Source organism: Paenibacillus sp. FSL L8-0470 (genome assembly GCF_038008625.1).
Lineage (GTDB): Bacteria > Bacillota > Bacilli > Paenibacillales > Paenibacillaceae > Paenibacillus_AQ.
The window spans coordinates 5089203-5112966 of record NZ_JBBOZM010000001.1 but is presented as its reverse complement, the minus strand read 5'-3'; the positions used below and the strand labels follow the sequence as shown (position 1 = coordinate 5112966).

At 47.6% G+C, this 23764-nt stretch carries 27 protein-coding genes; 21 read left to right on the top strand and 6 right to left on the bottom strand.

Features of this window, described 5'->3' with window-relative positions:
- Positions 1 to 31: 31 nt before the first annotated feature.
- From accC to spo0A, 16 genes are all read left to right on the top strand, one after another.
- The gene (gene accC / locus NST99_RS23445) at positions 32 to 1375 is read left to right on the top strand and encodes an acetyl-CoA carboxylase biotin carboxylase subunit (protein ID WP_038594931.1); all 1344 of its coding nucleotides are present in this window, start codon (positions 32 to 34) and stop codon (positions 1373 to 1375) included.
- Positions 1376 to 1492: 117 nt separating this feature from the next.
- A complete protein-coding gene (locus NST99_RS23440) occupies positions 1493 to 1909 on the top strand; it encodes an Asp23/Gls24 family envelope stress response protein (protein ID WP_341094779.1) in 417 nt (138 codons plus the stop codon).
- Positions 1910 to 1983: 74 nt separating this feature from the next.
- Positions 1984 to 2523 (top strand): alkaline shock response membrane anchor protein AmaP, encoded by a 540-nt coding sequence (amaP, locus tag NST99_RS23435; protein WP_341094777.1) that lies wholly within the window; start codon positions 1984 to 1986, stop codon positions 2521 to 2523.
- A gap of 14 nt (positions 2524 to 2537) precedes the next feature.
- On the top strand, positions 2538 to 2771 hold the full coding sequence (locus tag NST99_RS23430) for a DUF2273 domain-containing protein (RefSeq protein WP_038594928.1): 234 nt from the start codon (positions 2538 to 2540) through the stop codon (positions 2769 to 2771).
- Positions 2772 to 3156: 385 nt separating this feature from the next.
- Positions 3157 to 3606, top strand: coding sequence for a transcription antitermination factor NusB (gene nusB, locus NST99_RS23425; protein ID WP_340897300.1), 450 nt, complete (start codon positions 3157 to 3159; stop codon positions 3604 to 3606).
- A gap of 45 nt (positions 3607 to 3651) precedes the next feature.
- Entirely contained in the window at positions 3652 to 4509 is an 858-nt protein-coding gene (folD, locus tag NST99_RS23420) for a bifunctional methylenetetrahydrofolate dehydrogenase/methenyltetrahydrofolate cyclohydrolase FolD (protein ID WP_341094776.1), read from the top strand.
- Between the two features lie 10 nt (positions 4510 to 4519).
- Positions 4520 to 5905 (top strand): exodeoxyribonuclease VII large subunit, encoded by a 1386-nt coding sequence (gene xseA, locus NST99_RS23415; protein WP_341094775.1) that lies wholly within the window; start codon positions 4520 to 4522, stop codon positions 5903 to 5905.
- On the top strand, positions 5877 to 6134 hold the full coding sequence (xseB, locus tag NST99_RS23410) for an exodeoxyribonuclease VII small subunit (RefSeq protein ID WP_038594924.1): 258 nt from the start codon (positions 5877 to 5879) through the stop codon (positions 6132 to 6134). The genes xseA and xseB overlap by 29 nt, the downstream gene beginning before the upstream one ends.
- The gene (locus tag NST99_RS23405) at positions 6121 to 7068 is read left to right on the top strand and encodes a polyprenyl synthetase family protein (RefSeq protein WP_341094774.1); all 948 of its coding nucleotides are present in this window, start codon (positions 6121 to 6123) and stop codon (positions 7066 to 7068) included. Before xseB ends, NST99_RS23405 begins: the two co-directional genes overlap by 14 nt.
- Positions 7069 to 7164: 96 nt before the next feature.
- Positions 7165 to 9069, top strand: coding sequence for a 1-deoxy-D-xylulose-5-phosphate synthase (gene dxs / locus NST99_RS23400; RefSeq protein ID WP_341094771.1), 1905 nt, complete (start codon positions 7165 to 7167; stop codon positions 9067 to 9069).
- Between the two features lie 44 nt (positions 9070 to 9113).
- A complete protein-coding gene (locus NST99_RS23395) occupies positions 9114 to 9986 on the top strand; it encodes a TlyA family RNA methyltransferase (protein ID WP_341094769.1) in 873 nt (290 codons plus the stop codon).
- A 100-nt stretch (positions 9987 to 10086) separates the two neighbouring features.
- Positions 10087 to 10554 carry a hypothetical protein gene (locus NST99_RS23390; RefSeq protein WP_341094767.1) on the top strand — a complete coding sequence of 156 codons (468 nt, stop codon included), beginning with the start codon at positions 10087 to 10089 and terminating at the stop codon, positions 10552 to 10554.
- A gap of 29 nt (positions 10555 to 10583) precedes the next feature.
- Positions 10584 to 11033, top strand: a complete 450-nt coding sequence (ahrC, locus tag NST99_RS23385) for a transcriptional regulator AhrC/ArgR (RefSeq protein WP_341094765.1) — start codon at positions 10584 to 10586, stop codon at positions 11031 to 11033.
- A 42-nt stretch (positions 11034 to 11075) separates the two neighbouring features.
- Positions 11076 to 12803 (top strand): DNA repair protein RecN, encoded by a 1728-nt coding sequence (gene recN, locus NST99_RS23380; RefSeq protein WP_341094763.1) that lies wholly within the window; start codon positions 11076 to 11078, stop codon positions 12801 to 12803.
- Positions 12804 to 12974: 171 nt separating this feature from the next.
- Entirely contained in the window at positions 12975 to 14051 is a 1077-nt protein-coding gene (spoIVB, locus tag NST99_RS23375) for a SpoIVB peptidase (protein ID WP_341094761.1), read from the top strand.
- A gap of 196 nt (positions 14052 to 14247) precedes the next feature.
- Positions 14248 to 15066, top strand: a complete 819-nt coding sequence (spo0A, locus tag NST99_RS23370) for a sporulation transcription factor Spo0A (RefSeq protein WP_076108893.1) — start codon at positions 14248 to 14250, stop codon at positions 15064 to 15066.
- A 151-nt stretch (positions 15067 to 15217) separates the two neighbouring features.
- Here spo0A and NST99_RS23365 read toward each other — a convergent pair whose 3' ends face one another.
- Entirely contained in the window at positions 15218 to 16957 is a 1740-nt protein-coding gene (locus tag NST99_RS23365; protein WP_341094760.1) for an ABC-F family ATP-binding cassette domain-containing protein, read from the bottom strand.
- A 154-nt stretch (positions 16958 to 17111) separates the two neighbouring features.
- On the opposite strand from NST99_RS23365, the gene NST99_RS23360 reads away from it, so the two are divergent.
- Positions 17112 to 17885 carry an RNA ligase family protein gene (locus tag NST99_RS23360; RefSeq protein WP_341094757.1) on the top strand — a complete coding sequence of 258 codons (774 nt, stop codon included), beginning with the start codon at positions 17112 to 17114 and terminating at the stop codon, positions 17883 to 17885.
- Between the two features lie 26 nt (positions 17886 to 17911).
- The gene (locus tag NST99_RS23355; protein ID WP_341094755.1) at positions 17912 to 18631 is read left to right on the top strand and encodes a hypothetical protein; all 720 of its coding nucleotides are present in this window, start codon (positions 17912 to 17914) and stop codon (positions 18629 to 18631) included.
- 97 nt (positions 18632 to 18728) lie between these two features.
- Here NST99_RS23355 and NST99_RS23350 read toward each other — a convergent pair whose 3' ends face one another.
- Complete coding sequence (locus NST99_RS23350) at positions 18729 to 19520, bottom strand: FlxA-like family protein (protein WP_341094753.1); 792 nt, start codon at positions 19518 to 19520, stop codon at positions 18729 to 18731.
- A 171-nt stretch (positions 19521 to 19691) separates the two neighbouring features.
- On the opposite strand from NST99_RS23350, the gene NST99_RS23345 reads away from it, so the two are divergent.
- The gene (locus tag NST99_RS23345; RefSeq protein ID WP_038594913.1) at positions 19692 to 20351 is read left to right on the top strand and encodes a helix-turn-helix domain-containing protein; all 660 of its coding nucleotides are present in this window, start codon (positions 19692 to 19694) and stop codon (positions 20349 to 20351) included.
- Between the two features lie 120 nt (positions 20352 to 20471).
- Positions 20472 to 20780, top strand: coding sequence for a hypothetical protein (locus NST99_RS23340; protein ID WP_341094751.1), 309 nt, complete (start codon positions 20472 to 20474; stop codon positions 20778 to 20780).
- Between the two features lie 196 nt (positions 20781 to 20976).
- On the opposite strand, the gene NST99_RS23335 is transcribed toward NST99_RS23340, so the two are convergent.
- From NST99_RS23335 to NST99_RS23320, 4 genes are all read right to left on the bottom strand, one after another.
- Positions 20977 to 21156, bottom strand: coding sequence for a sporulation histidine kinase inhibitor Sda (locus tag NST99_RS23335; protein WP_341094749.1), 180 nt, complete (start codon positions 21154 to 21156; stop codon positions 20977 to 20979).
- 227 nt (positions 21157 to 21383) lie between these two features.
- Complete coding sequence (locus NST99_RS23330) at positions 21384 to 21719, bottom strand: LytTR family DNA-binding domain-containing protein (RefSeq protein WP_341094748.1); 336 nt, start codon at positions 21717 to 21719, stop codon at positions 21384 to 21386.
- Between the two features lie 143 nt (positions 21720 to 21862).
- Positions 21863 to 22306 carry an accessory gene regulator B family protein gene (locus NST99_RS33770; RefSeq protein ID WP_445745041.1) on the bottom strand — a complete coding sequence of 148 codons (444 nt, stop codon included), beginning with the start codon at positions 22304 to 22306 and terminating at the stop codon, positions 21863 to 21865.
- 71 nt (positions 22307 to 22377) lie between these two features.
- A complete protein-coding gene (locus NST99_RS23320; protein WP_341094744.1) occupies positions 22378 to 23034 on the bottom strand; it encodes a hypothetical protein in 657 nt (218 codons plus the stop codon).
- A gap of 137 nt (positions 23035 to 23171) precedes the next feature.
- On the opposite strand from NST99_RS23320, the gene NST99_RS23315 reads away from it, so the two are divergent.
- Positions 23172 to 23690, top strand: a complete 519-nt coding sequence (locus NST99_RS23315) for a DinB family protein (protein ID WP_341094741.1) — start codon at positions 23172 to 23174, stop codon at positions 23688 to 23690.
- Positions 23691 to 23764: the final 74 nt, after the last annotated feature.

Here is a 23764-nt window from a genome sequence, read left to right as displayed (position 1 = left end):
GCAAGCTTCGTTAAACTTTGGGAGGAAACGCATGAACATTCAAAAAGTGTTGATTGCCAACCGCGGCGAAATCGCGGTCCGCATTATTAGGGCCTGCCGTGAACTGGGCATTTCCACCGTGGCAGTCTATTCGGAGCCTGACCGGGATTCACTGCATGTCCGGCTGGCGGACGAAGCTTACTGCATCGGCCCGATGCTGTCGAAGGATAGTTATCTGAATTTTACAAATATTATGAGTGTGGCCACGCTTACTGAATGCGATGCCATTCATCCCGGCTACGGTTTTTTGGCTGAGAATGCCGATTTCGCAGAAATCTGCGGATCCTGCAATATTACCTTCATCGGACCGTCCCCCGACGCGATTACGCGTATGGGCGACAAGGCTGTAGCCAAGGAAACGATGAAGCTGGCTGGCGTGCCGATCATTCCCGGCTCTGACGGGCTGGTGGGCGATGTGGAGGAGGCTATTATGCTGGGCCGCGATATCGGCTATCCGATTATCGTTAAGGCTACCGCAGGCGGCGGAGGCAAGGGCATCCGCATTGCCGAGGATGAGGAATCACTCGTGAAGCAGATTACCGCCGCGCAGCAGGAAGCACAGAAGGCTTTCGGCAATGCAGGCGTATACCTGGAGAAATTCCTGACTGGCATGAAGCATGTGGAGATTCAGATCATTGCTGATAACCACGGCAATGTTGTCCATCTAGGCGAACGGGATTGCTCCGTACAGCGCCGCCGCCAGAAACTGGTGGAGGAAGCTCCATGCTCCGTACTTACGCCGGAGATCCGCGAAGCTATGGGCCAAGCAGCGGTGCGGGCCGCACTGGCGGTCAATTACTCAGGAGCGGGTACGCTGGAGTTTCTGCTGGGTCCGGACGGACAGTTTTATTTCATGGAGATGAATACACGGATTCAGGTTGAACACCCGGTAACGGAGATGGTTACGGGCGTTGACCTGATTAAGGAAATGATCTCTGTGGCTGAAGGGAACCCGCTGTCCTTTACACAGGAAGATATCGTGATTAACGGCTGGTCGATTGAATGCCGTATTAATGCAGAGGATCCGGAGCGTAACTTCATGCCTTCACCGGGAAAGATTGGCTTTTATCTGCCTCCGGGCGGACTGGGTGTACGTGTAGACAGCGCAGCTTATCCGGGATATACAATCTCACCTTTCTATGACTCGATGATTGCCAAATTGATTGTGTGGGCGCCTACGCGCCAGGAAGCGATTGCGAAGATGAAACGTGCGCTTGCTGAATTTGCTGTGGAAGGCATACATACTACAATTCCTTTCCATCAGAAACTGCTGGAGCACCCGGTGTTTCTGGACGGCAATTTCGATATCAAATTCCTCGAGGAGTATGAAATTTAGGACGGCTTCTCATTGTTTGTCATAAAGTTCGGCAAATGATATAGTATGTTTAATAAGAGACGTGCTTGGCGCTTGAAATTGTGAACAACTTTTTGATTGAAAGGTGTGAAGTCCAAAATGAGTACATTGCCGACGGAATTCGAACGTACGGAGATCGGTGAGATTCAGATCGCTCCTGAAGTGATCGAGGTTATCGCAGGTTTGGCAACCGTAGAAGTTAAAGGTGTGGCTGGCATGAGCGGCGGCTTTGCCGGAGGAATCGTGGAGCTTCTCGGACGCAAGAACCTGTCCAAGGGCGTTAAGGTAGAGGTTGGCCAACGTGAGGCGGCTGTAGATGTATCCGTCATTATTGAGTACGGCAACCGTCTCCCGGAAGTGGCTGGAGAAATTCAGCGCAACGTGAAACGTTCCATCGAGACAATGACAGGTCTGACTGTTGTGGAAGTAAATGTGCATATTCATGATGTGCAATTCAGAAACAATAACACTCCAGACAAGAGTGAAGATACAGACGCGGTTCTCCGCGTGAAATAAGGGCCAACGTTCTTCCATAAACCCCCGACAGCACCGTCGAGGGTTTACTCTAATTTAAGGAGGTTAAGTGACTCGTGGCAAAAATTTTGGACAGACTTCTGCTGTTTCTGTACAGCTTAAGTATCGGAATATTATCTGTAATTGCCATCCTCCTCTTAAGCGGCGCTATTCCGGATACGCTGGAGATTCCGGATGACCCTGCAGCGTATATAACTGTAATAGCCGTGGCTGTTATCCTGTTCTTGCTCAGCATCCGATTCTTCTACATCTCTTTGCGCCGGGACCGGGCCTCGCTGCCTTCGGTGGATCAGCGCACGGAGTACGGGGATATTCAGATCTCAATAGAGACCATTGAGAATCTGAGCCTCAAGGCTGCCGCTAAAGTAAAAGGGATCAGGGATTTGAAATCGCGCATTCGCGTTTCCCAGGCCGGTCTCGAAATTATGATCCGTGCAGTGGTGGACGGCGAGCATTCCCTTCCGCTGCTTACAACGGAAGTGCAGCGCCAGGTGCATGATTTCGTGCAGGAAACAACCGGAATTCCGGTTGCTGACGTTTCTGTATATATTGCCAACCTTACTCAGTCTCCAAGCTTCAAAAGTCGAGTGGAATAGAGGTGAGTTTCCCTATGTTCTGGAGAGAAGTATGGGAAAGTCACGGGGGGAGAATCGCCGGAGTCACCTTCGGCATCGTTCTCGGATTGATTTATTTGATTAGCGGTTTTTGGGATATGCTGTTCTTTGCACTGGTAGTGTTCATCGGATATACGTTCGGCAAAAGAAAGGATACCGCGCAGGGTCCCCTGTTTCAGTGGCAGGAGCTCGTAGCGCGGCTGTCCGGACGCTGGCGTCCCTTCAAGTGAACCGCTATAGTCTTTCTCCCGGAGCTGGAACCCGTTCGTTAGAGTTGCCTGTTTTGCCGGAAGAAGGGCTGTGCGGTTTTTTTTCTGGAGCAGGGCGGTAATCGGCTGGAACGTTGCAGGATTGCCCGCAGCAGTATCTCAATTCCCTCTGGCTAGCAGTTGAGATTAGGCTACAGGTTTATTTAACTAACGTAAAATGAAGTTTTGCGCTTGTTTAATTGCATTTTGTACATTTAAAATTGCAGTATTGGTCCGCAAAGCTTGTTTAGGGATAGAATTTGCTTGATTTAGCTTAAAATAATTGTATGAAATGCAACGCGACAGGCTGGTGTGGAAACACGGCAGTGTAATATAAAATGCAAGATTAGATTGTAGGAGGAAACACATGAAAAGACGTTTAGCGAGAGAGATTATTGTCCAAAGCCTGTACCAGATGGAAATGAATGACGTAGACAGTGCGGAAGCCGTGGAGATGCTGATTGAGGAAGCTTCGGAAGAGAATGAGACTGAACGTGTCATTACAGATGAAATTGAATTGAAGGCGTATGTCGTTGAGCACGTAAATGGCGTATGGGAGCATAAGGTTGCGATCGACGATATGCTTGAGCATTATCTTAAAGGCTGGCAGATGAGCCGGCTGTCCCGGGTGGACCGTCAGATTCTGCGCCTGGCCACGTTCGAAATGGTGTTTGGCAATGATGTGCCGGCTAAGGTTGCCGTCAATGAGGCGATTGATCTGGCCAAGCACTTCGGTACGGACGATTCCGGCAAGTTCGTCAATGGTGTTCTCGGCAAGATGATTCAGGAGATTGACACGCTCAAAGCAGACCTTTAAAGTATTCTATTTATATCTTAATCAGACAAAAGGGGAGAGACTTACATGACAGCAGCAATCATCAGCGGTAAACAGGTATCCGACGAAATTCGTATCGACATTGCCCGGGAAGTTACCGGACTGGCCGAACGCGGCGTGAAGCCCGGTCTTGCTGTCGTTCTTGTCGGTGAAGATGCGGCTTCTCAGGTGTATGTCCGCAATAAAGAGAAATCCAGCACCCAGCTTGGCTTCCATTCGGAAGTTCACAGGCTGGATGCCTCCACTTCCCAGGAAGAGCTTCTGAAGCTGGTGGCAGAGCTGAACAGCCGTGATGATATTGACGGTATTCTGGTTCAGCTGCCGCTTCCGAAGCATATTGAAGAGAAGGCAGTCATTGACGCTATATCTGTGGAGAAAGATGTTGACGGCTTCCATCCTATCAATGTCGGCAATCTGGTCATCGGCGATGACAGCCTGCTTCCTTGTACGCCTGCCGGAGTCATCGAACTGATTAAACGTACCGGCACTGAATTGTCGGGCAAACATGCTGTAGTCATCGGGCGCAGCAATATCGTCGGCAAACCGGTCTCACTGCTGCTGCAGCGTGAGAATGCAACGGTAACAATGTGCCATTCGCGCACCGCGAACATTGCTGAGCTTAGCCGCCAGGCAGACATTTTGGTGGTAGCCATCGGCCGGGCTAACTTCATTGACGGATCTTATGTTAAGCCGGGAGCTGTTGTGATTGACGTCGGGATGAACCGTTTGGATAACGGCAAGCTTGCCGGTGATGTCGATTATGAGAGTGCCAAGGAAGTTGCCGGATACATTACACCAGTACCGGGTGGAGTGGGGCCAATGACGATCACCATGCTGATGAGCAACACGCTGATAGCGGCCAAACGCCGCCGCGGCCTGGAATAGGTCAGGGCTCATGGCGGCAGAACGGCAAGTCTACTCGATAAAGGATCTTAACCGTTACATCCGCATGAAGCTCGATTCCGACAACCTGCTGTCCGATGTGTGGATTCGCGGTGAAATCTCGAATTTCACCCATCACGGCAGCGGGCATATGTATTTCACGCTGAAGGATGAGAGCAGCCGGATCAAGGCGATAATGTTCGCTTCGCATAACCAGCGCCTGCCCTTTGTCCCGAAGGAAGGCACCAAGGTTATTGCCAGAGGCAATGTAACCGTATATGAACGGGACGGGCAGTATCAGTTCTATGCTACGCATATGCAGCCTGACGGGATCGGCAGTCTGTACATGGCTTACGAGCAGCTTAAGCGCAAGCTGGAGCAGGAGGGGCTGTTCGCGGCCGCACGCAAACGGCCGCTGCCGCGGTTCCCGCGCTGTATCGGGGTTGTGACTTCTCCTACAGGCGCGGCGGTTAGGGATATTGTGATTACGCTGCAGCGGCGTTTTCCGCAGGTGGCGATTGTGCTCTATCCCGTGCTTGTCCAGGGCAAAGGTGCAGGCCCTTCCATTGTGAAGGCCATTGAAACCTTAAATGACATGGGCGAGGCCGATGTGCTGATCGTCGGCCGGGGCGGCGGCTCACTGGAGGAGCTATGGGCCTTCAACGAAGAAGCTGTCGCCCGGGCCATCGCGGCGTCAAGCATTCCGGTCATCTCGGCCGTCGGCCACGAGACCGACTTTACGATCGCCGATTTCGCCGCCGACCTGCGGGCGGCGACGCCTACGGCCGCCGCAGAGCTGGCCGTGCCGAGTGCGGCTGAACTGGCCGCCCAGCTGCGCACGGCTGAGCAGCGGCTGCGCCAGGGCCTGCTGCGCCGCTCCCAACGCGGCGGCGAGCGCCTGGCTTCGCTGCAGCGCTCGCTGGCGCTGGTCGGCCCGCGCCGCCAGCTGACCCAGCACGCGCAGCGGCTGGATATGCTCCGCACGGCGCTCACACGCGCAGCGGAGACCCGGAACCGCCGTGCGCGTGAGCGCCAGGCGGTGCTGCACCACAGCCTGCAGCGGTTCCATCCGCTGGGCAGTGTCAGCGCTGCCCGCCAGCAGGCGGAGAGCATGACCCGCCAGCTGGCGGGGGCCATGCAGGCGCGCCTGCAGGACAAGCGCTCACGGTATGTGTCGGAGCTGCGCCATCTGGATGCGCTCAGCCCGCTCAAGGTCATGTCGCGGGGCTACAGCCTCGTCTACGATGAACAGGAACAGCATTTAATCAAATCGCTTAAGGAAGTTGAGCTTGGCGATGTAGTGAATATAAAGCTCAGTGACGGACAGCTAAGCTGCCAGGTATGGGGAATGAAGGAGGATGGCAAAGACGATGACGAAGGAAGCGGAACTGGATTTTGAAGGAGCCATGGAGCGGCTGGAGGAAATCGTACGTGAGCTTGAGCACGGCGACGTTCCCCTGGAGAAAGCTATAGATTTGTTTCAGCAGGGCATGAAGCTCTCGCAGCTGTGCGGCAGCAAGCTGGAACAAGTGGAACGCAAGATTGAGATGATTACCCTGGAGGATGGGGAGCTGCGCAAAAAACCGTTCGGTGCCCGCCTGGAAGGGGATGCCGATGAGCCGCTTTGAGCATGACTTGGAGACAAGCGCTGCCGGCAAGGCGCAGCAACCGCCGCTGAAGGATTACATTGCCGAAGTCTGCGAACGGGTTGCGGCTGAGATGGAGCGGACGCTTCCGGCAGCCTGGACAGTCCCCGTCCACTTGAAGGAAGCGATGGACTATTCGCTGCAGGCCGGAGGCAAGCGCCTCCGCCCGCTGCTCGTCATCGCTGCCTGTGAAGCGCTGGGAGGCAGCCGCGAGGCGGCTCTGCCGGTAGCAGCGGCCATTGAGATGGTGCATACGTATTCGCTGATTCACGACGATTTGCCGGCCATGGATAATGATGATTACCGGCGCGGCAAATTGACGAATCACAAAGTATTCGGTGAAGCGACGGCAATTTTGGCCGGCGATGCGCTTTTGACGCATGCGTTCTACAGCGTGGTACAGGCTTCCCGCCGCCATGGCATTCCTGCGGAGCAGGTGCTGTCCATCGTGGAGGACCTGGCCGAAATGGCCGGTCCGCGCGGCATGGTCGGCGGCCAGGTTGCCGATATGGAGGGTGAGCAGGGGCTGACCGATCTGAAACAGCTGCAGTACATTCATCTTCATAAGACTGGCGATCTTATCGTTTTCTCGCTGCTGGCGGGCGGACGGATCGCCGGAGCCGATAAGAAGCAGCTGGAGGCGCTCCGTGAGTTCGGCACCCATATCGGGCTGGCTTTTCAGGTGCAGGATGATATTCTGGATCTGGTCGGCGACGAAGGCAAACTCGGCAAAAAGACAGGCAGCGACATCAAGCAGCAAAAGGTGACCTACCCGTATTTCATCGGGCTGGAATCCTCGCGCGAAGAGGTGAAACGCCTAACAGACGCTGCCCGGAGCGCGGTGCTTGAGGGCGGATTTGCCGACAATACACGGCTGCTTGAAATCGCGGGGTATTTAATGGCTCGCGATCATTAGAAAAATTTAGGGAGCGGCTGTGTTACGACAGCCGTTTCGTTTGTGTTATAATGGGTTTTATATATTTTACAACATCTAGGAAAGCGGGGAATACTCGTGCTGCTTCCACAAATAAATGATCCGGAGCAACTTAAATCCTTGTCAACCGAGGAGCTGGCTACCCTTGCGGAGGAAATCCGCCGGTTTCTGATCGAGAAGCTTACTGTAACCGGCGGGCACCTCGGATCCAACCTGGGGGTAGTGGAGCTTACACTGGCTTTGCACTATTGCTATGACAGTCCCCGGGACAAAATGATATACGACGTAGGGCATCAGGCTTATGTGCATAAGATACTGACCGGCCGCCAGGACCGGTTTGACACGCTGCGCAAGCGTGATGGGCTATGCGGCTTTGTAAAGCGTTCTGAAAGCGAGCATGACGTATGGGAAGCCGGGCACAGCAGCACCTCTTTGTCAGCTGCGATGGGTATGGCTATGGCCCGTGATTTGAAGGGCGAAGACAACAAGGTAATTGCTGTGATCGGCGATGGCGCGCTCACCGGCGGGATGGCTTTTGAAGCCTTGAACCATATCGGTCATGAGAAACGCAAGCTGATGGTCATACTGAACGACAACGAAATGTCCATTGCTCCCAACGTCGGGGCGATGCACAATTATTTGAGCAAAATCCGTTCCGACCGCCATTACCTCCGGGCCAAAGATGAAGTTGAAAGATCCCTCAAGAAGATTCCGGCGATCGGCGGCAAGCTGGCCAAGACCGTTGAGAAGATCAAGGACAGTCTTAAATATATGATGGTTCCCGGAGTGCTGTTTGAAGAACTGGGCTTTACCTATCTTGGGCCGGTAGACGGGCATGATCTGGAAAAGCTGGTTGATACCTTCCATCAGGCGGATAATGTGTCCGGACCTGTGCTGGTGCATGTGCTGACCACTAAGGGCAAAGGTTATAAACCGGCTGAAACCGATTACTATAAGTCGCATGCCATTTCTCCTTACAAGATTGAGTCTGGACAGTCCCTTAAGGCTGTGGGCAATCCGATGTACACTGAAGTCTTCGGGCAGACGCTGATTGAACTAGGTCATGAGGACAAGCGCCTCATTGCCGTTACCCCGGCGATGCCTGGAGGTTCGGGTTTATTCCCGTTTGCCAAGGAATTTCCAGATCGGATGATTGATGTCGGGATCGCCGAGCAGCATGCGGCAACACTCTGTGCGGCACTTGCAATGGAAGGCATGAAGCCGGTATTTGCCGTGTATTCGACCTTTATGCAGCGGGCGTACGATCAAATCGTTCACGATATCTGCCGGCATAACGCCAACGTAATGTTCGCGATTGACCGTGCCGGCTTCGTCGGCGCTGACGGCGAGACGCATCAAGGGGTGTATGACATCGCCTTTATGCGCCATATTCCGAATCTGGTCATGATGATGCCGAAGGATGAGAATGAGCTGCGCCATATGATGAAGACGGCGCTGGAGTACAACGACGGTCCGATTGCCTACCGTTATCCGCGGATTGACGGAACCGGAGTTCAACTGGACGCCGAGCTGCGCAGCCTGCCTATCGGCTCTTGGGAGCGTCTGCGCCCGGGTGACGATTATGCGGTGCTTGCCTGCGGACCGATGGTCCAGGTAGCAGAGGAAGCGGCGGAGATTCTGAAGCGTGAAGGCATTCAGGTAGGTGTTGTGAATGCGCGGTTCCTGAAGCCGCTCGACAACTCCATGCTGCTTGAGCTTGCCCATGCCGCAACCAGCATGGTAGTGCTGGAGGAAGCCAGCCAGGCCGGTTCTCTGGGCAGTGCTGTGCTTGAATTTTATGCCGAACATGAAATTTATGATGCCCGCGTTCACTTAATGGGTGTGCCGGATCTGTTTATTGAACATGGCTCGATTAAAGAGCAGCGCCAGGAGACGGGACTTACCGTGGAAGCGCTGTGCGGACGTATAAAGGCAATGAAGGCTTCAAGCAAATATACTTACAAGACGACTTCTACTTCCTGAATGAAGGAAGCTGAACTTGGGAGCCCAATGATCGGGAGATGAACATGGAACACCCTAAAGAACGTATAGATGTACTGTTAGTTGAACAAGGCTTTTATGAAAGCCGCGAGAAGGCCAAGGCTGCCATTATGGCCGGCCTGGTGCTTGCGGATGAAGAACGGATCGAGAAGGCGGGCATGAAGGTATCGCGCGGTGCAACCCTGAAGGTCAAGGGTGCTGTCCATCCTTATGTCAGCCGCGGGGGACTGAAGCTGGAGAAGGCGCTCCGCCAGTTTGGTATCGAACTGACCGGGAGAATAATGCTGGATATTGGCGCTTCTACCGGAGGGTTCACCGATTGCGCGCTGCAGAATGGTGTAAGCCATGTCTATGCGATTGACGTCGGTTATAACCAGCTGGATTGGGGTCTGCGCAATGATGAGCGGGTCAGCGTGATGGAACGGACCAACTTCCGCTACATGACGCCGCCTGATCTGATCGGACCGGTGCCAGATTTTGCAAGCATAGATGTCTCTTTTATCTCGCTCAAAATTATTCTCCCGCCGCTCAAAGCGCTGGTTAACCGCCCTGCGGACATCGCCGCACTCATCAAGCCGCAGTTCGAGGCTGGCCGTGAAAAGGTAGGCAAATCAGGAGTGGTGCGTGATCCTGCCGTTCATAAAGAGGTGCTGGTGAATGTGCTGACTATGGCTTCAGAGCTGGGCTACCGGCTGGAAGGTCTGACATTCTCACCGATTACTGGCGGAGAAGGAAATATCGAATTTCTGGCCCATTGGAAGCTGCTGCCGGAAGCTGTGGAAACAGCATCGGTGGCGGACCCGGGGACTTCGTTTGCAGAGCTTGCTGATGCCGTAATTAAGGAAGCGGCGGCGACATTTACTGCCAATACCACTGGAAACTCATCGAAGAAACGATGAGTTTCTTTTGCTAGTTCAGCAACAAATAACCAAGTGCTCAGTACGGCAAGCAGGATTTCAGCGATCCTCAAGCGAATAAATCACCGAGGTGATTGCTTTGGTGAGCTCTGATAAAGTGGTTATGATACTCATTGGAGTGGCGGTATCGATCTTCCTGATTTACCGGATATTTATATGGCTGCAGAGCTCTCCGCGTTCGTTCATCAAGGACCGGCTGCCCCTCAATAAAGACATTCTGCCCCATCCTGCCATAGATCTGCTGGAGGCGGCTGGATATGAGGTGATTGGTGGCAAACTGAAGATTCCGCTATCCTTTCAGGTGGACGGGTCTCCAATGTACAGCAGGCTTTTCATTGACTACGTTGCCAGTAAAGAAGAGGACAATTTTTACCTGGTGATTTTATCCCGCCCGCGCAAAGGGCTGGAGTTTACCGGCAGCGGCCTGCGGGATACCCTGCTGCCTTATCTGCTGATTTATCCCGAATGCAGTGGTGTTCTGTATGTTAACACGTCTGCTTCGGCCATACATCTCATCAAACTTGGTAAAGATGATGGGGAATCGAATTAATGTTCATTTTTTAAATACGGGAGGCAATAATGAAGGGACATAGGCATATCAAGATACGTGAAATTATTACACAGAGGGATATTGAAACGCAGGATGATCTGGTGGAAGCATTGCGCGACGCCGGTTTCCAGGTCACTCAGGCTACGGTATCGCGTGACATCAAGGAACTGCTGCTAATCAAGGTTCCGATGGATGACGGCAGATACAAATATTCTCTTCCGACCGACCAGCGCTACAACCCGATTCAGAAGCTGAAGCGCGTGCTGGTGGACAACTTTGTTCATATTGATTTCTCCGCCAACCTTGTGGTGATGAAATGTCTTCCGGGTACTGCCAATTCAGTAGCAGCTCTGATCGACAATATTGACTGGCCGCAAATTATGGGTACCATTTCCGGTGACGACACTATTCTGATTATTTGCCGTCAGCCGGAGGACAGCAAAAATGTTATTTCGCAAATTATGGGCTATATCTCTTAATTTAAAAAACTCAGTGATCATCTTTTCGGAGGTGTTGTATTCGTGTTAGAAACCTTGTCGATCCGCAATCTTGCCGTTGTTGAAGCAGTGGATGTGCATTTTTATCCCGGTTTTCATGTGCTTACAGGGGAAACCGGGGCAGGTAAATCGATTATTATAGATGCGCTTGGACTTATTGCAGGCGGACGCGGATCAGCGGATTCGATCCGCTACGGCTGTGAGAAGGCAGAAATGGAAGCGTTATTCAGCTTACCCGCCAGCCATCCGGTATGGGAAACCCTAGATCGTCTTGGCATCGGAGCCGACCGGGAGGAGCATCTGGTTATCCGCCGTGAAATCACCTCCCTTGGCAAAAGCACCTCGCGGGTCAACGGGCAAATGGTGAATCTCAGTATGCTGCGTGAGATCGGCGAACAGCTGGTTAATATTCACGGGCAGCATGAGCACCAGAACCTGCTGAAGGCAGAACGTCACCTGGGATTGCTGGATACATACGGAGATGCCGTGATCGGCCCTCTTAAGGCTGATTATCAAGAGAAATATTCCGCTTTTGCCAAAGTAGAGAAAGAACTGCGGGAGCTGCAGGAATCAAGCCAGAAGGCTTACCAAATGCTCGATTTGTACCGCTTTCAATTAGAGGAAATTTCTTCTGCAGGATTAAAACCCGGAGAAGATGAATTACTTGCTGAAGAAAGGGTCAAACTATCCCACAGCGAGAAAATGATGGATTCCGTATCCGGCGCATACGAGCTGCTGTATGACAGGCAGGGATTGGAATCAATTGGTAACGTGATCTCGAAGCTGGAGGACGCGGTGCGTTATGATGAAAAGGGTCTCCGGGCTGTGCTTGATCAGCTGCAGTCCTCTTATTATCAGCTTGAGGATGCGGCGTTTCAGCTGCGCGACTACCGTGAGGAAATCGAGTTCAATCCGGTCAGGCTGGAGGAAATTGAAAACCGTCTGGATCAGATTACTGGATTGCGCCGGAAATACGGGGAAAGTGTAGAGCAGATTCTGGCTTATTATGAGCAGATTGAACGGGAAACCGACCTTCTGGAGAATAAAGACGAATATATAGAGAAGCTGACCGTGAAGCGCGATGGATTGCTAAACGTTCTAATGGAGGCAGCCGGGAAGCTCAGCGTCGCGCGCAGCCAATGTGCGGTGGATCTGTCTACCCAGGTTGAAGGTGAACTGAAGGATCTGCAGATGGAACGGACTTCGCTGCAGGTCAAGCTGGAACCTCTGGAGGACCCCCGGGGTATCGAACATCAGGGGCGGCGTTACCGTCTGACCCGACAGGGAATCGACAGCGCCGAATTTATGATCTCCCCGAACCCGGGAGAACCGCTGAGACCGCTGGGCAAGATTGCCTCCGGCGGTGAGCTGTCGCGGATTATGCTGGCGATGAAGAGCATATTTGCGCGGACCGATGCGATTCCGGTTCTTATCTTTGATGAAGTGGATACCGGTGTCAGCGGCCGGGCTGCCCAGTCCATAGCGGATAAGCTGTTCAGGTTGTCATCTTCTTGCCAGGTCTTTTCAATTACGCATTTACCACAGGTGGCCTGCATGGCCGATCATCAGTATTTAATTCGCAAAAAAGTCGAGGACGGACGCACGATGACCGAAGTGGAGTCCCTCTCAGCGGAAGGCCGGGTGATGGAGCTGGCCCGGATGCTGGGCGGTGTGGAAATTACCGAAAAAACATTGCATCACGCACAGGAGATGCTTGGTCTGGCCGAGGCCAGCAAAGCAGCTTTAGGCTAAGCGGGACAATGATTGACAGTAATAAAAGCCTGGGGGCAAGGTTATCTTATAGGTACGCAATTGGCGACCACCTTTTTCGTCAAGCGAAAGAAGCAAAAGGGAGCGTGACAGCCATTGAAGCCGAACCTCAGGAAGTTAATGCCCGGCCTTTTATTTGCCTTCTTTCTCAGCATGTCAGGAATGACGGGATCTCTCCAGGCCTATGCATCACCCCTGGATATTCCGCCTGACACGCCGGTACAAGGAATTGACAGGGAGCTGAAAGTCATCCCTGGAGGCCAGACGATTGGCGTCAAAGTGAAGTCAGCAGGTGTTCTGGTTGTGGGCCATCATCTTATTGAAGTATCCGAGCAGTCCAAGCTTTCACCTGGAGAGAACAGCGGCCTTATGCCGGGTGATCTGATGATCTCGATTGACGGGAACAAGCTGGACGAGGTATCTAAGGTAGCCAAGCTTGTGGAGCGTGCAGGAATGGCAAATGAGCCGCTGACCATCGTGTACAAACGTGACGGGAAAGAACAAACAGCGAAGCTGAAGCCTGCTTATGACCGTAATGACAAGGTATGGAGATTGGGGCTGTACATCCGCGATTCAGCAGCCGGTGTCGGCACCTTAACGTTCTATGCTCCTGAGCAGGGCGTATATGGCGCTCTGGGCCATGTCATTACGGACATGAATACCGGAACACCGATTGTCGTCGGCAGCGGTCACATCGTCCAGTCCAGTGTGACCTCAATCTCCAAGAGCCAGGACGGCGATCCCGGCGAGAAACGTGCTGTATTTCTAAAGGAGAGCCAAGTGCTTGGCAATGTTCAAAGCAATACGGACTTCGGGATCTTTGGCAAAATGACCCGCAATCCGGAGCACAGCCTGTATAAGCAGCCGATACCGATTGCCATGAGCAGTGAAGTCAAGGAAGGGCCCGCGCAAATTCTTACGGTTGTTGACGGACAGCAGGTCGAGCGGTTCAATGTGGAGATCATCCATGTTGCCCAGCAGCAGTCCCCGGCAACCAAAGGTCTGGTGCTGCGCATTACAGATCCCCGTCTGATCGACAAAACCGGAGGAATCGTTCAAGGCATGAGCGGCAGTCCGATTGTGCAGAATGGACGTTTAATCGGCGCAGTGACCCATGTATTCGTCAATGACCCGAAGTCAGGGTATGGCTGCTTCATCGAATGGATGCTGAAGGACTCTGGTGTGGCTCAGCAGAGCAATATTGCTCCCTACAATCTTAAGGCGGTTTAGCCTTAAGATTTTTTTGTCGAAGCCAAGCGAGAAAGATCGAAATATGAAACAAAATATTTAATTATAATCCAACGCCGAAAAAAAATAAAGAAAAATAATTTTCGACAGAAGGATATTTGATTAGCATGTCGAAAATGTAAGGGAGACAATAAATGTTATTTTCGAATAGCAGATATAAATAAGGAGGAAGCAGCCAGTGCAGAATATTGAAGTGTTGTTGGCCGATGATAACAGGGAATTTACGAACTTGCTTGCTGAATACATTACGGAACAGGAAGACATGACCGTTACAGGCATAGCCTATAATGGTGAAGAAGTGCTTCAAATGCTTAGCGGGGCACGTAAAGTTCCGGATGTGCTTATTCTTGATATCATCATGCCGCATTTAGATGGACTTGGCGTCCTGGAACGCCTGCGTGATATGGATTTGAATCCGCAACCGAAGATCATTATGCTGACTGCTTTTGGGCAGGAGAACATCACTCAAAGAGCTGTGCAGCTTGGCGCGTCCTATTATATTCTTAAGCCGTTTGATATGGAGGTTCTGGCGAATCGTGTGCGTCAGCTTGTCGGTACCCAAGGCAGTATGAGCTCCTCCTCCAGCATGTCCAATTATTCCGGCTCCAGAAATAACAACAATGTTGTGCCACTCTCCAAAGGCAAAAATCTGGATGCCAACATTACCTCAATCATTCATGAAATCGGCGTTCCGGCCCATATTAAGGGTTACCAATATTTACGGGAAGCCATTACGATGGTGTACAACAATATCGAAATCCTCGGTGCTATCACCAAGACACTATATCCGGCCATCGCTGAGAAATTCAAGACCACACCTTCACGCGTAGAGCGCGCGATCCGTCATGCCATTGAAGTGGCTTGGACCCGCGGCAACATCGACAGCATCTCCCACCTGTTCGGCTATACCATTAATATCTCCAAATCCAAGCCGACTAACTCAGAATTTATTGCCATGGTAGCCGACAAGCTGCGGATTGAGCATAAGGTTTCTTGAAAAGGTTAGGAGCAGTGAGCGTGAGCAGTAAGGGAGGTTTATGATTTTCTAGCGCAAGAGCTATTCAGAAATGAATGCAGTAAAAAGACACTGAGATCCTATTCATCAGTGTCTTTCTTCTTGTAAATATTTCATTCCAGAAGGTTGTAGTTTAAAGCAACTTAATCAGCTCTTCCAGCTCATCAACCAATACTTTTGCAAGTTCAAAATCAGTATCTTTTAAAGCCAATTCTATTTTCATTTCAATTGATTTTTTCTTTTGTTCAGTTTCTAAATAGTCTCTATCAAAATGACTAGCATAAATCATCTTTCTGAATTTTCGCATACTCATTTTTCTAATCGTCTTATCGGCAAGGATTAAAACATAATCCATACCATTTACCACAGAATAGAAATCATGAGAAATCATGAGAATCGCACCTTTATAGTCTTCAATGGCTTTCTCCAGTGCTATTTGTGTATAGGTGTCTAAATGGCTTGTCGGTTCATCAAGAAGCAATACGTTTGCTTTACTGGCAGAAACTTTAGCCAATTGAAGCATATTTTTTTCTCCACCAGATAAAGATTCTATCTTTTGATTAACGATTTCTCCTTCAAAGCCATAGTTTGAAATATACGATCTTATCTCATCATAAGTTTTAAACCCGTCATCGATGAATTCTTCCAGTATTGTATTAGAATCCTTTAGTATTTCGCTTTGAAGCTGAGATAAATAAGCCATTTTAACATCCGCGTTTATTTCAATTGAATCATGATTATTTTTAAAGATTTCTCGGAGTAAAGTCGTCTTCCCAGTTCCGTTTGAACCGATAAGGGCTACTTTATCAGTTGATTTTATCTCAAAGTTAACATTTTCTAAAAGCAATTCATCAAAGGAAACACTATAATTATTGACATTTACAACAACGGTGTCTTCAATTTCATTATCAATACCTAAACTGATATTCGGTTGCTTAATATCTACGAATGGCGCTTTAATTCTACGCGCTTCCAATCTCTCTTGAAACCTAACTCTAGCTTTTAAAGCTCTCCCTCTAGATGCTTCTGAATTATAGGTTGCGATAACTCTAAGATTATTGATGATGTTCTCGTTTCTCTCAATTTCTTCATGCTCAGCGACCGTGAGCTCCTGTAACTCAATTTTAGTTTGAAGTAATGAGAAGTTATAATCAATATATCGCCCATTAAACTCTTGGATCTCCATGTTTTCAAGGTGTATAATTTTGTTGAAACAATGATTCAATAGATATCGGTTGTGCGTAACAACTAGCAGCATTCCTTTGTGGGAATTAATAAGATTTTTAAGCGCATTTAGGTTTTCAAAGTCTAAAAATACATCTGGTTCGTCCATAATCATTAAGTCTGGACTACTAAGCATTTCCTTCATCACTTGAATAAGTTTGAATTCGCCGCCACTCAGGTCGGATACCCTAAGATCTTTTAGCTTCATGAGGTTTGCTAGATTTAGTTTCTTTTTAATATTGCTTTCAAAATCATCCCCGCCAATTGAATCAAATGCGTCTAAAGCTAATTGATACTTTTCTAGTAACGAATCAATATCCGATGATGTTTCCATTTCAGTGCAAATAGATTTTATTTCATTTTGTATCTTAATAAATTCTTCTCCTACATATTCAAAAACTGTTGTTTCTTTAGATTTGTCCAGTTGCGAGAACTGACTTACATACCCAATTGTGCAAGCCGGTTCCATCTCTAACATGCCATCGAAAATATATCTTTCTGGGTCCATCAGTATATCTATCAGTGTACTTTTTCCACTGCCACTTGTTCCTATAAAAGCGCAATGTTGTGCCTCTTCTAACGTAAATGAAATATTTTTATAGAGTTCTTTTTGCGGAAATGAAAAGGATAAGTTATCAACTTTTATCATAGTATTACCTTTCTTTATAACTAAAATAGTGAATATTAATAGAGGTATTGAAGATTTGAGTTTACCGTTGATAGAGTAACACTGTTTACAACCAACTTCAATCATTTCGCGATCATGCTTGAATAATATTTTCATTGAGAGAGGAAGTTATATATTGAATTTGAAGAAAATTAATTCTTTAACAAAGTACCCAAGCATTCTTACCTATCATCAATTAGGTGAACGTGGCCGCTTAAATGATGTATTAACGGAGTCCAAAGGCTTCTCAGAATCAGACGATGTTTTTGTTTACGAAAAAGTAGATGGTGAAAATTCAAGAATCATTCTATTTAAAAATGATTATAACGAAGTTGATTATCTAATTGGTTCCAGAGAAGAATTGTTATATGCAAAAGGAGACAGAATCGGTAATCCTTACGGGAACATTGCAGAATTCCTTAAACCGTTAGCAGAGAAAGTAACAGCAGATATCTTTTCACAGGGGGACTGGGCATTAACCGTAATTTATCAGGAATCTTATGGAGGAAAAACTAAAGCATCTAAGAACTATTCTGACAGAAGAACTCAAGGGTATCGTGTATTTGACGTGTTCTCCTTGGATAAGGATGAATTAATTAGATTACTAGAATTATCGCAGGAGAAAATTGCGGAGTGGCGAGATCATGGTAATCAGCCGTTTTATGATGAAATTGAGAAGAAGAGATTTGTAGAGCGCATGGATTTGCAGTCCGCACCCCTTCTGGAAACCATCAAGGGTTCGCAATTTCCAACTTCTCTTGAGAATACATATTCTTACTTAACAAGGTTCGAAAATACGCAAGTGGGGATCGAAGCAACAGGCAAATCAGAAGGAATCATTGTTAGAACAACTGACCGTAAACAAATTAGAAAGATCCGTTTCGAAGATTATGAACGAACGTTTAGATAATAACTGTTCAAAGTAAGGGAGCTATTATGAAGAGTCATTATACAAGAGCCGTAAATCGAATTAACAATATTGATGCTGAGTATTATATAGATATCTCTAATAAAAGGTATGAAGATGTGAGGTCTAAAGGTGAATATACGGCAGACGCTACACTTATCGCTGAATACTATCGTAGAGTTGGCGTTTTATTACAATTTATGTCTATTGAAGGCGTTAGTATTTTTGCGGGCATGGCCAAAATCATTAATAATGAAATGGAGATTCTCGATTTTGATAATCTGTATGAAATTTGTCCTAATCTTGAGCCGATAAATTTAACGGTTCTAAAAATAATTTGCATCAACTATATTCAATGGTGCATTCTGATTGATGCCGGCAACCCGGTTGCTGTTAAATTTCATGATACATATGAGCCAATCATCAAGTTGTTTGAAAGAGGTGGAGGACGTATTAGTACTCATCATCACGAATTGGTTGGAGGGTTTGGTGCGTTTGGCCGGTCTATACATGCTAGTAGAGGAGACATGAAAGAATTCGATATCAGTGACCAAGCACTTAGACAAGAAATCAAAGGGGTAGAGCATGCCGAAGAATACGTTAAAGAGTATAAGTTAGATAGCAGCGTAACAAAGAATTGCCTACGATGCGGAAATAGACTGGTTGTACAAGAAAACGAGGGTTATGGTGGTAAATGGTACAAAATTAAATGTGAAACTAATATATGTTTTGATCAGAATTTTAGTTGAAATCTTCAATGAAACAAATCTCAGTTTAGCTGAACCGCTATTCATTTGATTAACTAATCGAGTGAATAGCGGTTTTTGTTAATCTCCTCGAAAGCCTTCACACCCGTACGTCAATTGATTTTACCACCCCGGAAGCTCCAGCATCATCCCCAGTTTTTTGGTCTCCCGAGAGCGATTTATCTTTCGAAGTGCTGTCTTTGGTATCCTTCTTATCACTATTCGTATCTTCCTCAAGTCGGGAAATTTCCGGTACGGCTTTATTTGCTTGTGACAAGCGGGAGTTATCCTCTTTGAGCTCGGAAACCAACTCGCCAATTTTTTGATCGACATTATGTATGGTAGAGCGGATATCCAGTATCCGTTCCCGTTTGGTCTGCAGGACGGTATATTCTGCATTCTCCAGCATTTCGTATCTGCCAATATCTTTGGTAGGGTTGTTAGCCAGTCTGTCGTGCTCCATCTTGGATTCGCTCTTTAACGGGTCTATAGAGCCTTCCAGCTTCTTGCTCAGGCCCACCAGCTTGCCTAGGCGGTCATAAGTCGTGCTGTGCTTTAAAACAACGTCCAGCACTGCTGCAGAGCTGTCTGTTGACATTGGTTTGCTGTCCTGCTGCTCGGGCCGGTTGCGTTCAGCTTTTTCTTGCATTTCTTGGGCTTTGAGCTCGGCAATTTGGGCATCAATGTTTTGGATTGAGGTCCTCAGGGACTGAACCCGTTCGGCCTTCATCTTCGTGTCCAAATCTTTATCGGCCTTAACCGCGCTGATTTCTTCATTCAATTTGCTTTTTTGGCTTAATAAGCTTTGGATTTCCTTGCCACGGGGAGAAGCAATGGTTTGGTTTGCGGTATTAGTGTTAACGTTACTTGAGATTGAGGGGATGGATTTCATGGGTATTTCCTCCAAATAAAAGAATTATTTACCATACAAATGTTTTATCGGTAAAGCATGACGCTAAAATAAGAATAATGCTTAAATAAGCAGCAAGTATTTTAGGGATTAATTGTTATATTGAAACACAAAGTGTTATCTTGTGTTATGATATAGGTAGAGGTGACTCCCATGAACGATTTCGATAACTATCCTGATGAGCTGGGGGATTTTATCCGGCACTTCAGAAAAGCACGCGGGTTGACCTTAAGAGGACTGGAAGAGAAGAGCGGCATCAGTTACTCTCAGCTCAGCAAGATTGAACGCGGGGAAAGTATTCCTCTCAAAGATAATCTGGATAAGATCATTGAAGCGCTTGGAGCGGATCTTAAGAACCGCATGTATCATCTGGCTGATTATATGCCGGATATTGAATACATCAAGACGCTTAAGCAGGGCTACAAGCTGCCTGTCCTTAATCAGTCCCAGGATTATATATATGAGACGGCATTTAACAAGCTGAAGGAGTTTCGTTCCAAGGAAGGGAAAGAGACTTCGTACGTTTCGTTTGATTCCGATGAGGTCATCGTTTATGAAACGGAATATGGGGCAGGAATGGTAATAGAAAAAATTGAGAAATATAACCTTACCGATGTGCTCAACGACAAATTTGAAGGCAATCTGGATTCACTCCGCAAGCAGCCCCGAAAAGGCCGGCAGGCCTATATTTTCGGCGAGTGGCTGCGGGAATGCATCTATGAGCTGAAGGATGAGGAGCAGGACGAGGTTATCCAGGCACTTAAGGAGTTTACCCAATTTAAGGTGCAGCAGGTTAAGGGCGCGTTTAAATGAGCGTGCGTCTGTTCTATTGTTTTCAAAAATGAATAATGTTGCCCTTTCTTGCAGCCATCTATTCATCTTGATCCATAAACCAACAACAAAAATGGTTACACAGAAAAGGGGATATCTCAAATGAGAGTTAACATGAAATTTACCAGCAAGGGAAAAGCAGCAATCGAAAATTTCAACAACGAAGAGCTGCTGGAGATCTTCGCGAGATACATCAAAACATTGTCCAAGAAATATGATATCGAAGTGGACGTGCCTCTCGAAGTGAACCAGAATATCGTGGGGGACGGAACCGTAATCGCCATGGCACAGAATGTGAAGTGTGATATCGAAACCTTCTTCAAAGAACTGGGCCGGGATATCAAGGTGCCTCTCAAAAAAAGACTGGGCGGAAAGCTCGACAACGTCTTCAAGACAGAATTCATCGAGTAGTCCTGAAGTACTCTCCTTTATCTATTCATTAATCATCCCAATAAAAGAAGCCACCCTGCACATTGAAGTGAGGATGGCTTCTTTGCTGTTTATCGGGCAGGCGGGTAGAATCAAACCATCTATTCATCATGACTGCATGGTGAATAGATGGCCCGTGAGTAAAACTATGTAAGAATATGCTGAGATTATAACAGCATCAAGCATCCAGGTGCTCTGAGCCCATTAATTTTCTCCCGTTCAGTACATTTTTAATAATTTCAATAAAATCAGGCGAAGCCTTCGCCTCCACCGCCAATTCATAGATGTTCAATAACTGTTCGTCAGATAACATTTCAAGGGATGAGGGGCGCGGAGAAGGATGAAAGTAATAATCCATTAGATTCCTCCATCGGTTATTTAGAATGACTTAAATTATAGTAATCCATCTAAATGGTACCATTTGGAAAGAAATCCGTCTCCTGGTATTCACAGCGTGAATTCCCCTTTACAAAAAATGAATGATATGGGAAAATGAAGGATTGGGTCGAAGGATGTTGAATAAAGGCAACGATCCCAGTGCTAATGTGCACCGGGATCACTGCTTGTGATGCTGCCTTTGTTCTCTTATTGCGAGGAATCTTTTTTGCGTCCTGCCAAGTGTTTTTTGAGGCGGGCTTCATTGGACTCAGATACCGTGGCGAATTGTTCTCCTTGATTAAAAAGAACGATCTTCCGCTCCGCATCATAACTGTCCACATTGCTGAGACTCACGACATTGCTGCGGTCAAGACGCTCAAATCCTTTACCCTTGTAAGCAACCAATAGATCGGAAAGAGTAGTGGGGAGAACAAACTCGCCTTCTTTCGTATGGACGAATATTGCATTTTTGTAGCTGGAAAAATACAATATCTCTTCTTCCTGGATGTCCAGGGAGGAGCCGTCGTTTTGTAAGACACGCATGTTTTCCCCATCCTTGTTTAATTACTTCCGCAATTCTTTTGGTGCTTCAGGGCTGTGTAAACTAATTTTCATAACGGAGACGAAAAAACGGGCGGATGCTTCAAGTGCAGCTGAAGCGCGTTTAGCCACAAGTGCTTTCATAGTTAGTACCTCCTTCTCCAAGGTATTACTGTTAAAGACTGGACGAGAAAGGCCAGTCCAAAGACAGACGATCCAATGAAAAAATTTAAAGAGACAATTGCTATTGAGGCGGCCTTCAGCCCCGGATACCAATGGAGAGGTATTTGGGCATTTTTGTCCGGATTAGGAGCAAAGAAGATCATTATTATTAAACTGGTTGCATTGATTAACAACAGTTTACTTCCTGAAAAGTGGAGAAAAAAGGGTATAAGGACGCATAATAGAGTTGTTACTATGTTGCAGGCAGTTGCCGTCCTTAAATGAAAGCCTCCCGAACAGACCCGCAGGAAGGAGAAGCTTACAAAAAATAATAAGGTTGCAGCTAGATTATTTATGAACCATCCAATCACTGCCGAGCTTACCAGCATTAGAAGTGTGTTCAGTATAATATTCAGGGAGTATTGCATGACCTCGATAGAACCTGTTTCTTCGGGATTCGCCTTTTTAATAGCAGTTGAAATCTTAAGAGCCAAGCTATTCAAAACTCATCACCACGATTCTTTTGACTTGAATAATACAGATACCCAAATAAAAGCATCCCATAAAGAAGAGGGATAAGAAAGAACAAGTTCGGTAAATATTCAACAAGGTACAGCATTAATATTACTAAAAGAACAGAGGGTATACTTAGGGCGAATAATATTTTATCGCGTTTGCCAATATCAATTCTTCCTTCTGGCTTGTCCGGTACAAAATCAAACCCTTTTCTTTTTTTGCCAATGTAGTAAGCAATAATAAGAGAAGCTGTAACAGTTAATAACTGCAACAGGTAGGAGCCCGTGGAAAGTGAAGGGAAATTCATTTTAACCAGACCGGTGAGATTCATGAACAAGTACAGTAGCGACTGGATTAACATATACGCTTGATAGGTCATACCTGTCATAATAACAGCATAAAATATATGAATGCGAAACAGAAGCCAGATGAAGAGAAATACCAAAGTATACTGTAAGAATACATCTGTTTTCGACATCGAATAATTAAAGCGTAAGCAATATGAAAAGAAAGCCATAATCAAACCGGCAAAGACTATCTCTTTCGGATAAAGATCAATCTTGAATATCTTAAATGCCAGATAAAATAATGCGGTACTTTCGAGTACCGAAAACACGATAAATAGTACAGAATCCAGCATACCGACACTCCCGAAGGTCAGATTAACGCAACCTTTAATCTTGCAAATATTATACCTAATGAACTAAAATACAACAATAAGATTTTGTTCTTTTAACCAAATTTTTCTTAATATTGTTGGAAGTGAGGCGATAATTGATGAATCAGCGTCCGGAAAAAAATGAGTATCTTGAGGTTCAGGAGCGATATATCGCTCTAGTACCAGCTGATGGAGAGTTGGCGGCCATTCTGAGGGAGCAATCCAGAAGCTTTTTTGATTTGCTGGGAGCCTTAAGTGAAGAGCAGGGGAATTACCGTTATGCACCGGAGAAGTGGAGTGTTAAGCAGATGATTGGCCACCTGACCGACAATGACCGGATTATGTCTTACCGCTTGCTTTGTTTTGCCAGAGGAGAACAAGCGCCACTGCCCGGGTACGAGGAAAATGATTATGTGGCAGCAGGTGATTTTGAACGTTTCACTCTGCAGGAACTGGTCAGCCAATACAAGACGGTCCGCCAGTCTACCCTGGCTCTGCTGGACAGTCTGCCGGAAGATGCCTGGACCCGGAGAGGAATGTTTCGTTCGACAGAAATGTCGGTTAGAGCACAGGCCTGCCTCATTATCGGACATGAACTTCATCATTTGAATGTGCTGAACGAGCGTTACTTGAATTAGTTGCGGCTGCAGTTGATGGCAGTGAGGGGTTGGAACAGGAGGAGGACGCAACTGAGCTTTTTAACGGGCATCTT

Bases quoted from the DNA above. Each gene is read 5' to 3' on its own strand.
- NST99_RS23430 (WP_038594928.1), top strand. From the start codon at position 2,538: ATGTTCTGGAGAGAAGTATGGGAAAGTCACGGGGGGAGAATCGCCGGA.
- xseA (WP_341094775.1), top strand. From the start codon at position 4,520: ATGGCGGCAGAACGGCAAGTCTACTCGATAAAGGATCTTAACCGTTAC.
- NST99_RS23320 (WP_341094744.1), bottom strand. From the start codon at position 23,034: ATGCTGGATTCTGTACTATTTATCGTGTTTTCGGTACTCGAAAGTACC.
- NST99_RS23335 (WP_341094749.1), bottom strand. From the start codon at position 21,156: ATGGATTATTACTTTCATCCTTCTCCGCGCCCCTCATCCCTTGAAATG.
- xseB (WP_038594924.1), top strand. From the start codon at position 5,877: ATGACGAAGGAAGCGGAACTGGATTTTGAAGGAGCCATGGAGCGGCTG.
- NST99_RS23405 (WP_341094774.1), top strand. From the start codon at position 6,121: ATGAGCCGCTTTGAGCATGACTTGGAGACAAGCGCTGCCGGCAAGGCG.
- NST99_RS23315 (WP_341094741.1), top strand. From the start codon at position 23,172: ATGAATCAGCGTCCGGAAAAAAATGAGTATCTTGAGGTTCAGGAGCGA.
- folD (WP_341094776.1), top strand. From the start codon at position 3,652: ATGACAGCAGCAATCATCAGCGGTAAACAGGTATCCGACGAAATTCGT.
- accC (WP_038594931.1), top strand. From the start codon at position 32: ATGAACATTCAAAAAGTGTTGATTGCCAACCGCGGCGAAATCGCGGTC.
- NST99_RS23440 (WP_341094779.1), top strand. From the start codon at position 1,493: ATGAGTACATTGCCGACGGAATTCGAACGTACGGAGATCGGTGAGATT.
- NST99_RS23340 (WP_341094751.1), top strand. From the start codon at position 20,472: ATGAGAGTTAACATGAAATTTACCAGCAAGGGAAAAGCAGCAATCGAA.
- ahrC (WP_341094765.1), top strand. From the start codon at position 10,584: ATGAAGGGACATAGGCATATCAAGATACGTGAAATTATTACACAGAGG.
- spoIVB (WP_341094761.1), top strand. From the start codon at position 12,975: ATGTCAGGAATGACGGGATCTCTCCAGGCCTATGCATCACCCCTGGAT.
- nusB (WP_340897300.1), top strand. From the start codon at position 3,157: ATGAAAAGACGTTTAGCGAGAGAGATTATTGTCCAAAGCCTGTACCAG.
- NST99_RS23365 (WP_341094760.1), bottom strand. From the start codon at position 16,957: ATGATAAAAGTTGATAACTTATCCTTTTCATTTCCGCAAAAAGAACTC.
- NST99_RS23355 (WP_341094755.1), top strand. From the start codon at position 17,912: ATGAAGAGTCATTATACAAGAGCCGTAAATCGAATTAACAATATTGAT.
- NST99_RS23345 (WP_038594913.1), top strand. From the start codon at position 19,692: ATGAACGATTTCGATAACTATCCTGATGAGCTGGGGGATTTTATCCGG.
- NST99_RS23330 (WP_341094748.1), bottom strand. From the start codon at position 21,719: ATGCGTGTCTTACAAAACGACGGCTCCTCCCTGGACATCCAGGAAGAA.
- NST99_RS23395 (WP_341094769.1), top strand. From the start codon at position 9,114: ATGGAACACCCTAAAGAACGTATAGATGTACTGTTAGTTGAACAAGGC.
- NST99_RS33770 (WP_445745041.1), bottom strand. From the start codon at position 22,306: ATGCAATACTCCCTGAATATTATACTGAACACACTTCTAATGCTGGTA.
- NST99_RS23350 (WP_341094753.1), bottom strand. From the start codon at position 19,520: ATGAAATCCATCCCCTCAATCTCAAGTAACGTTAACACTAATACCGCA.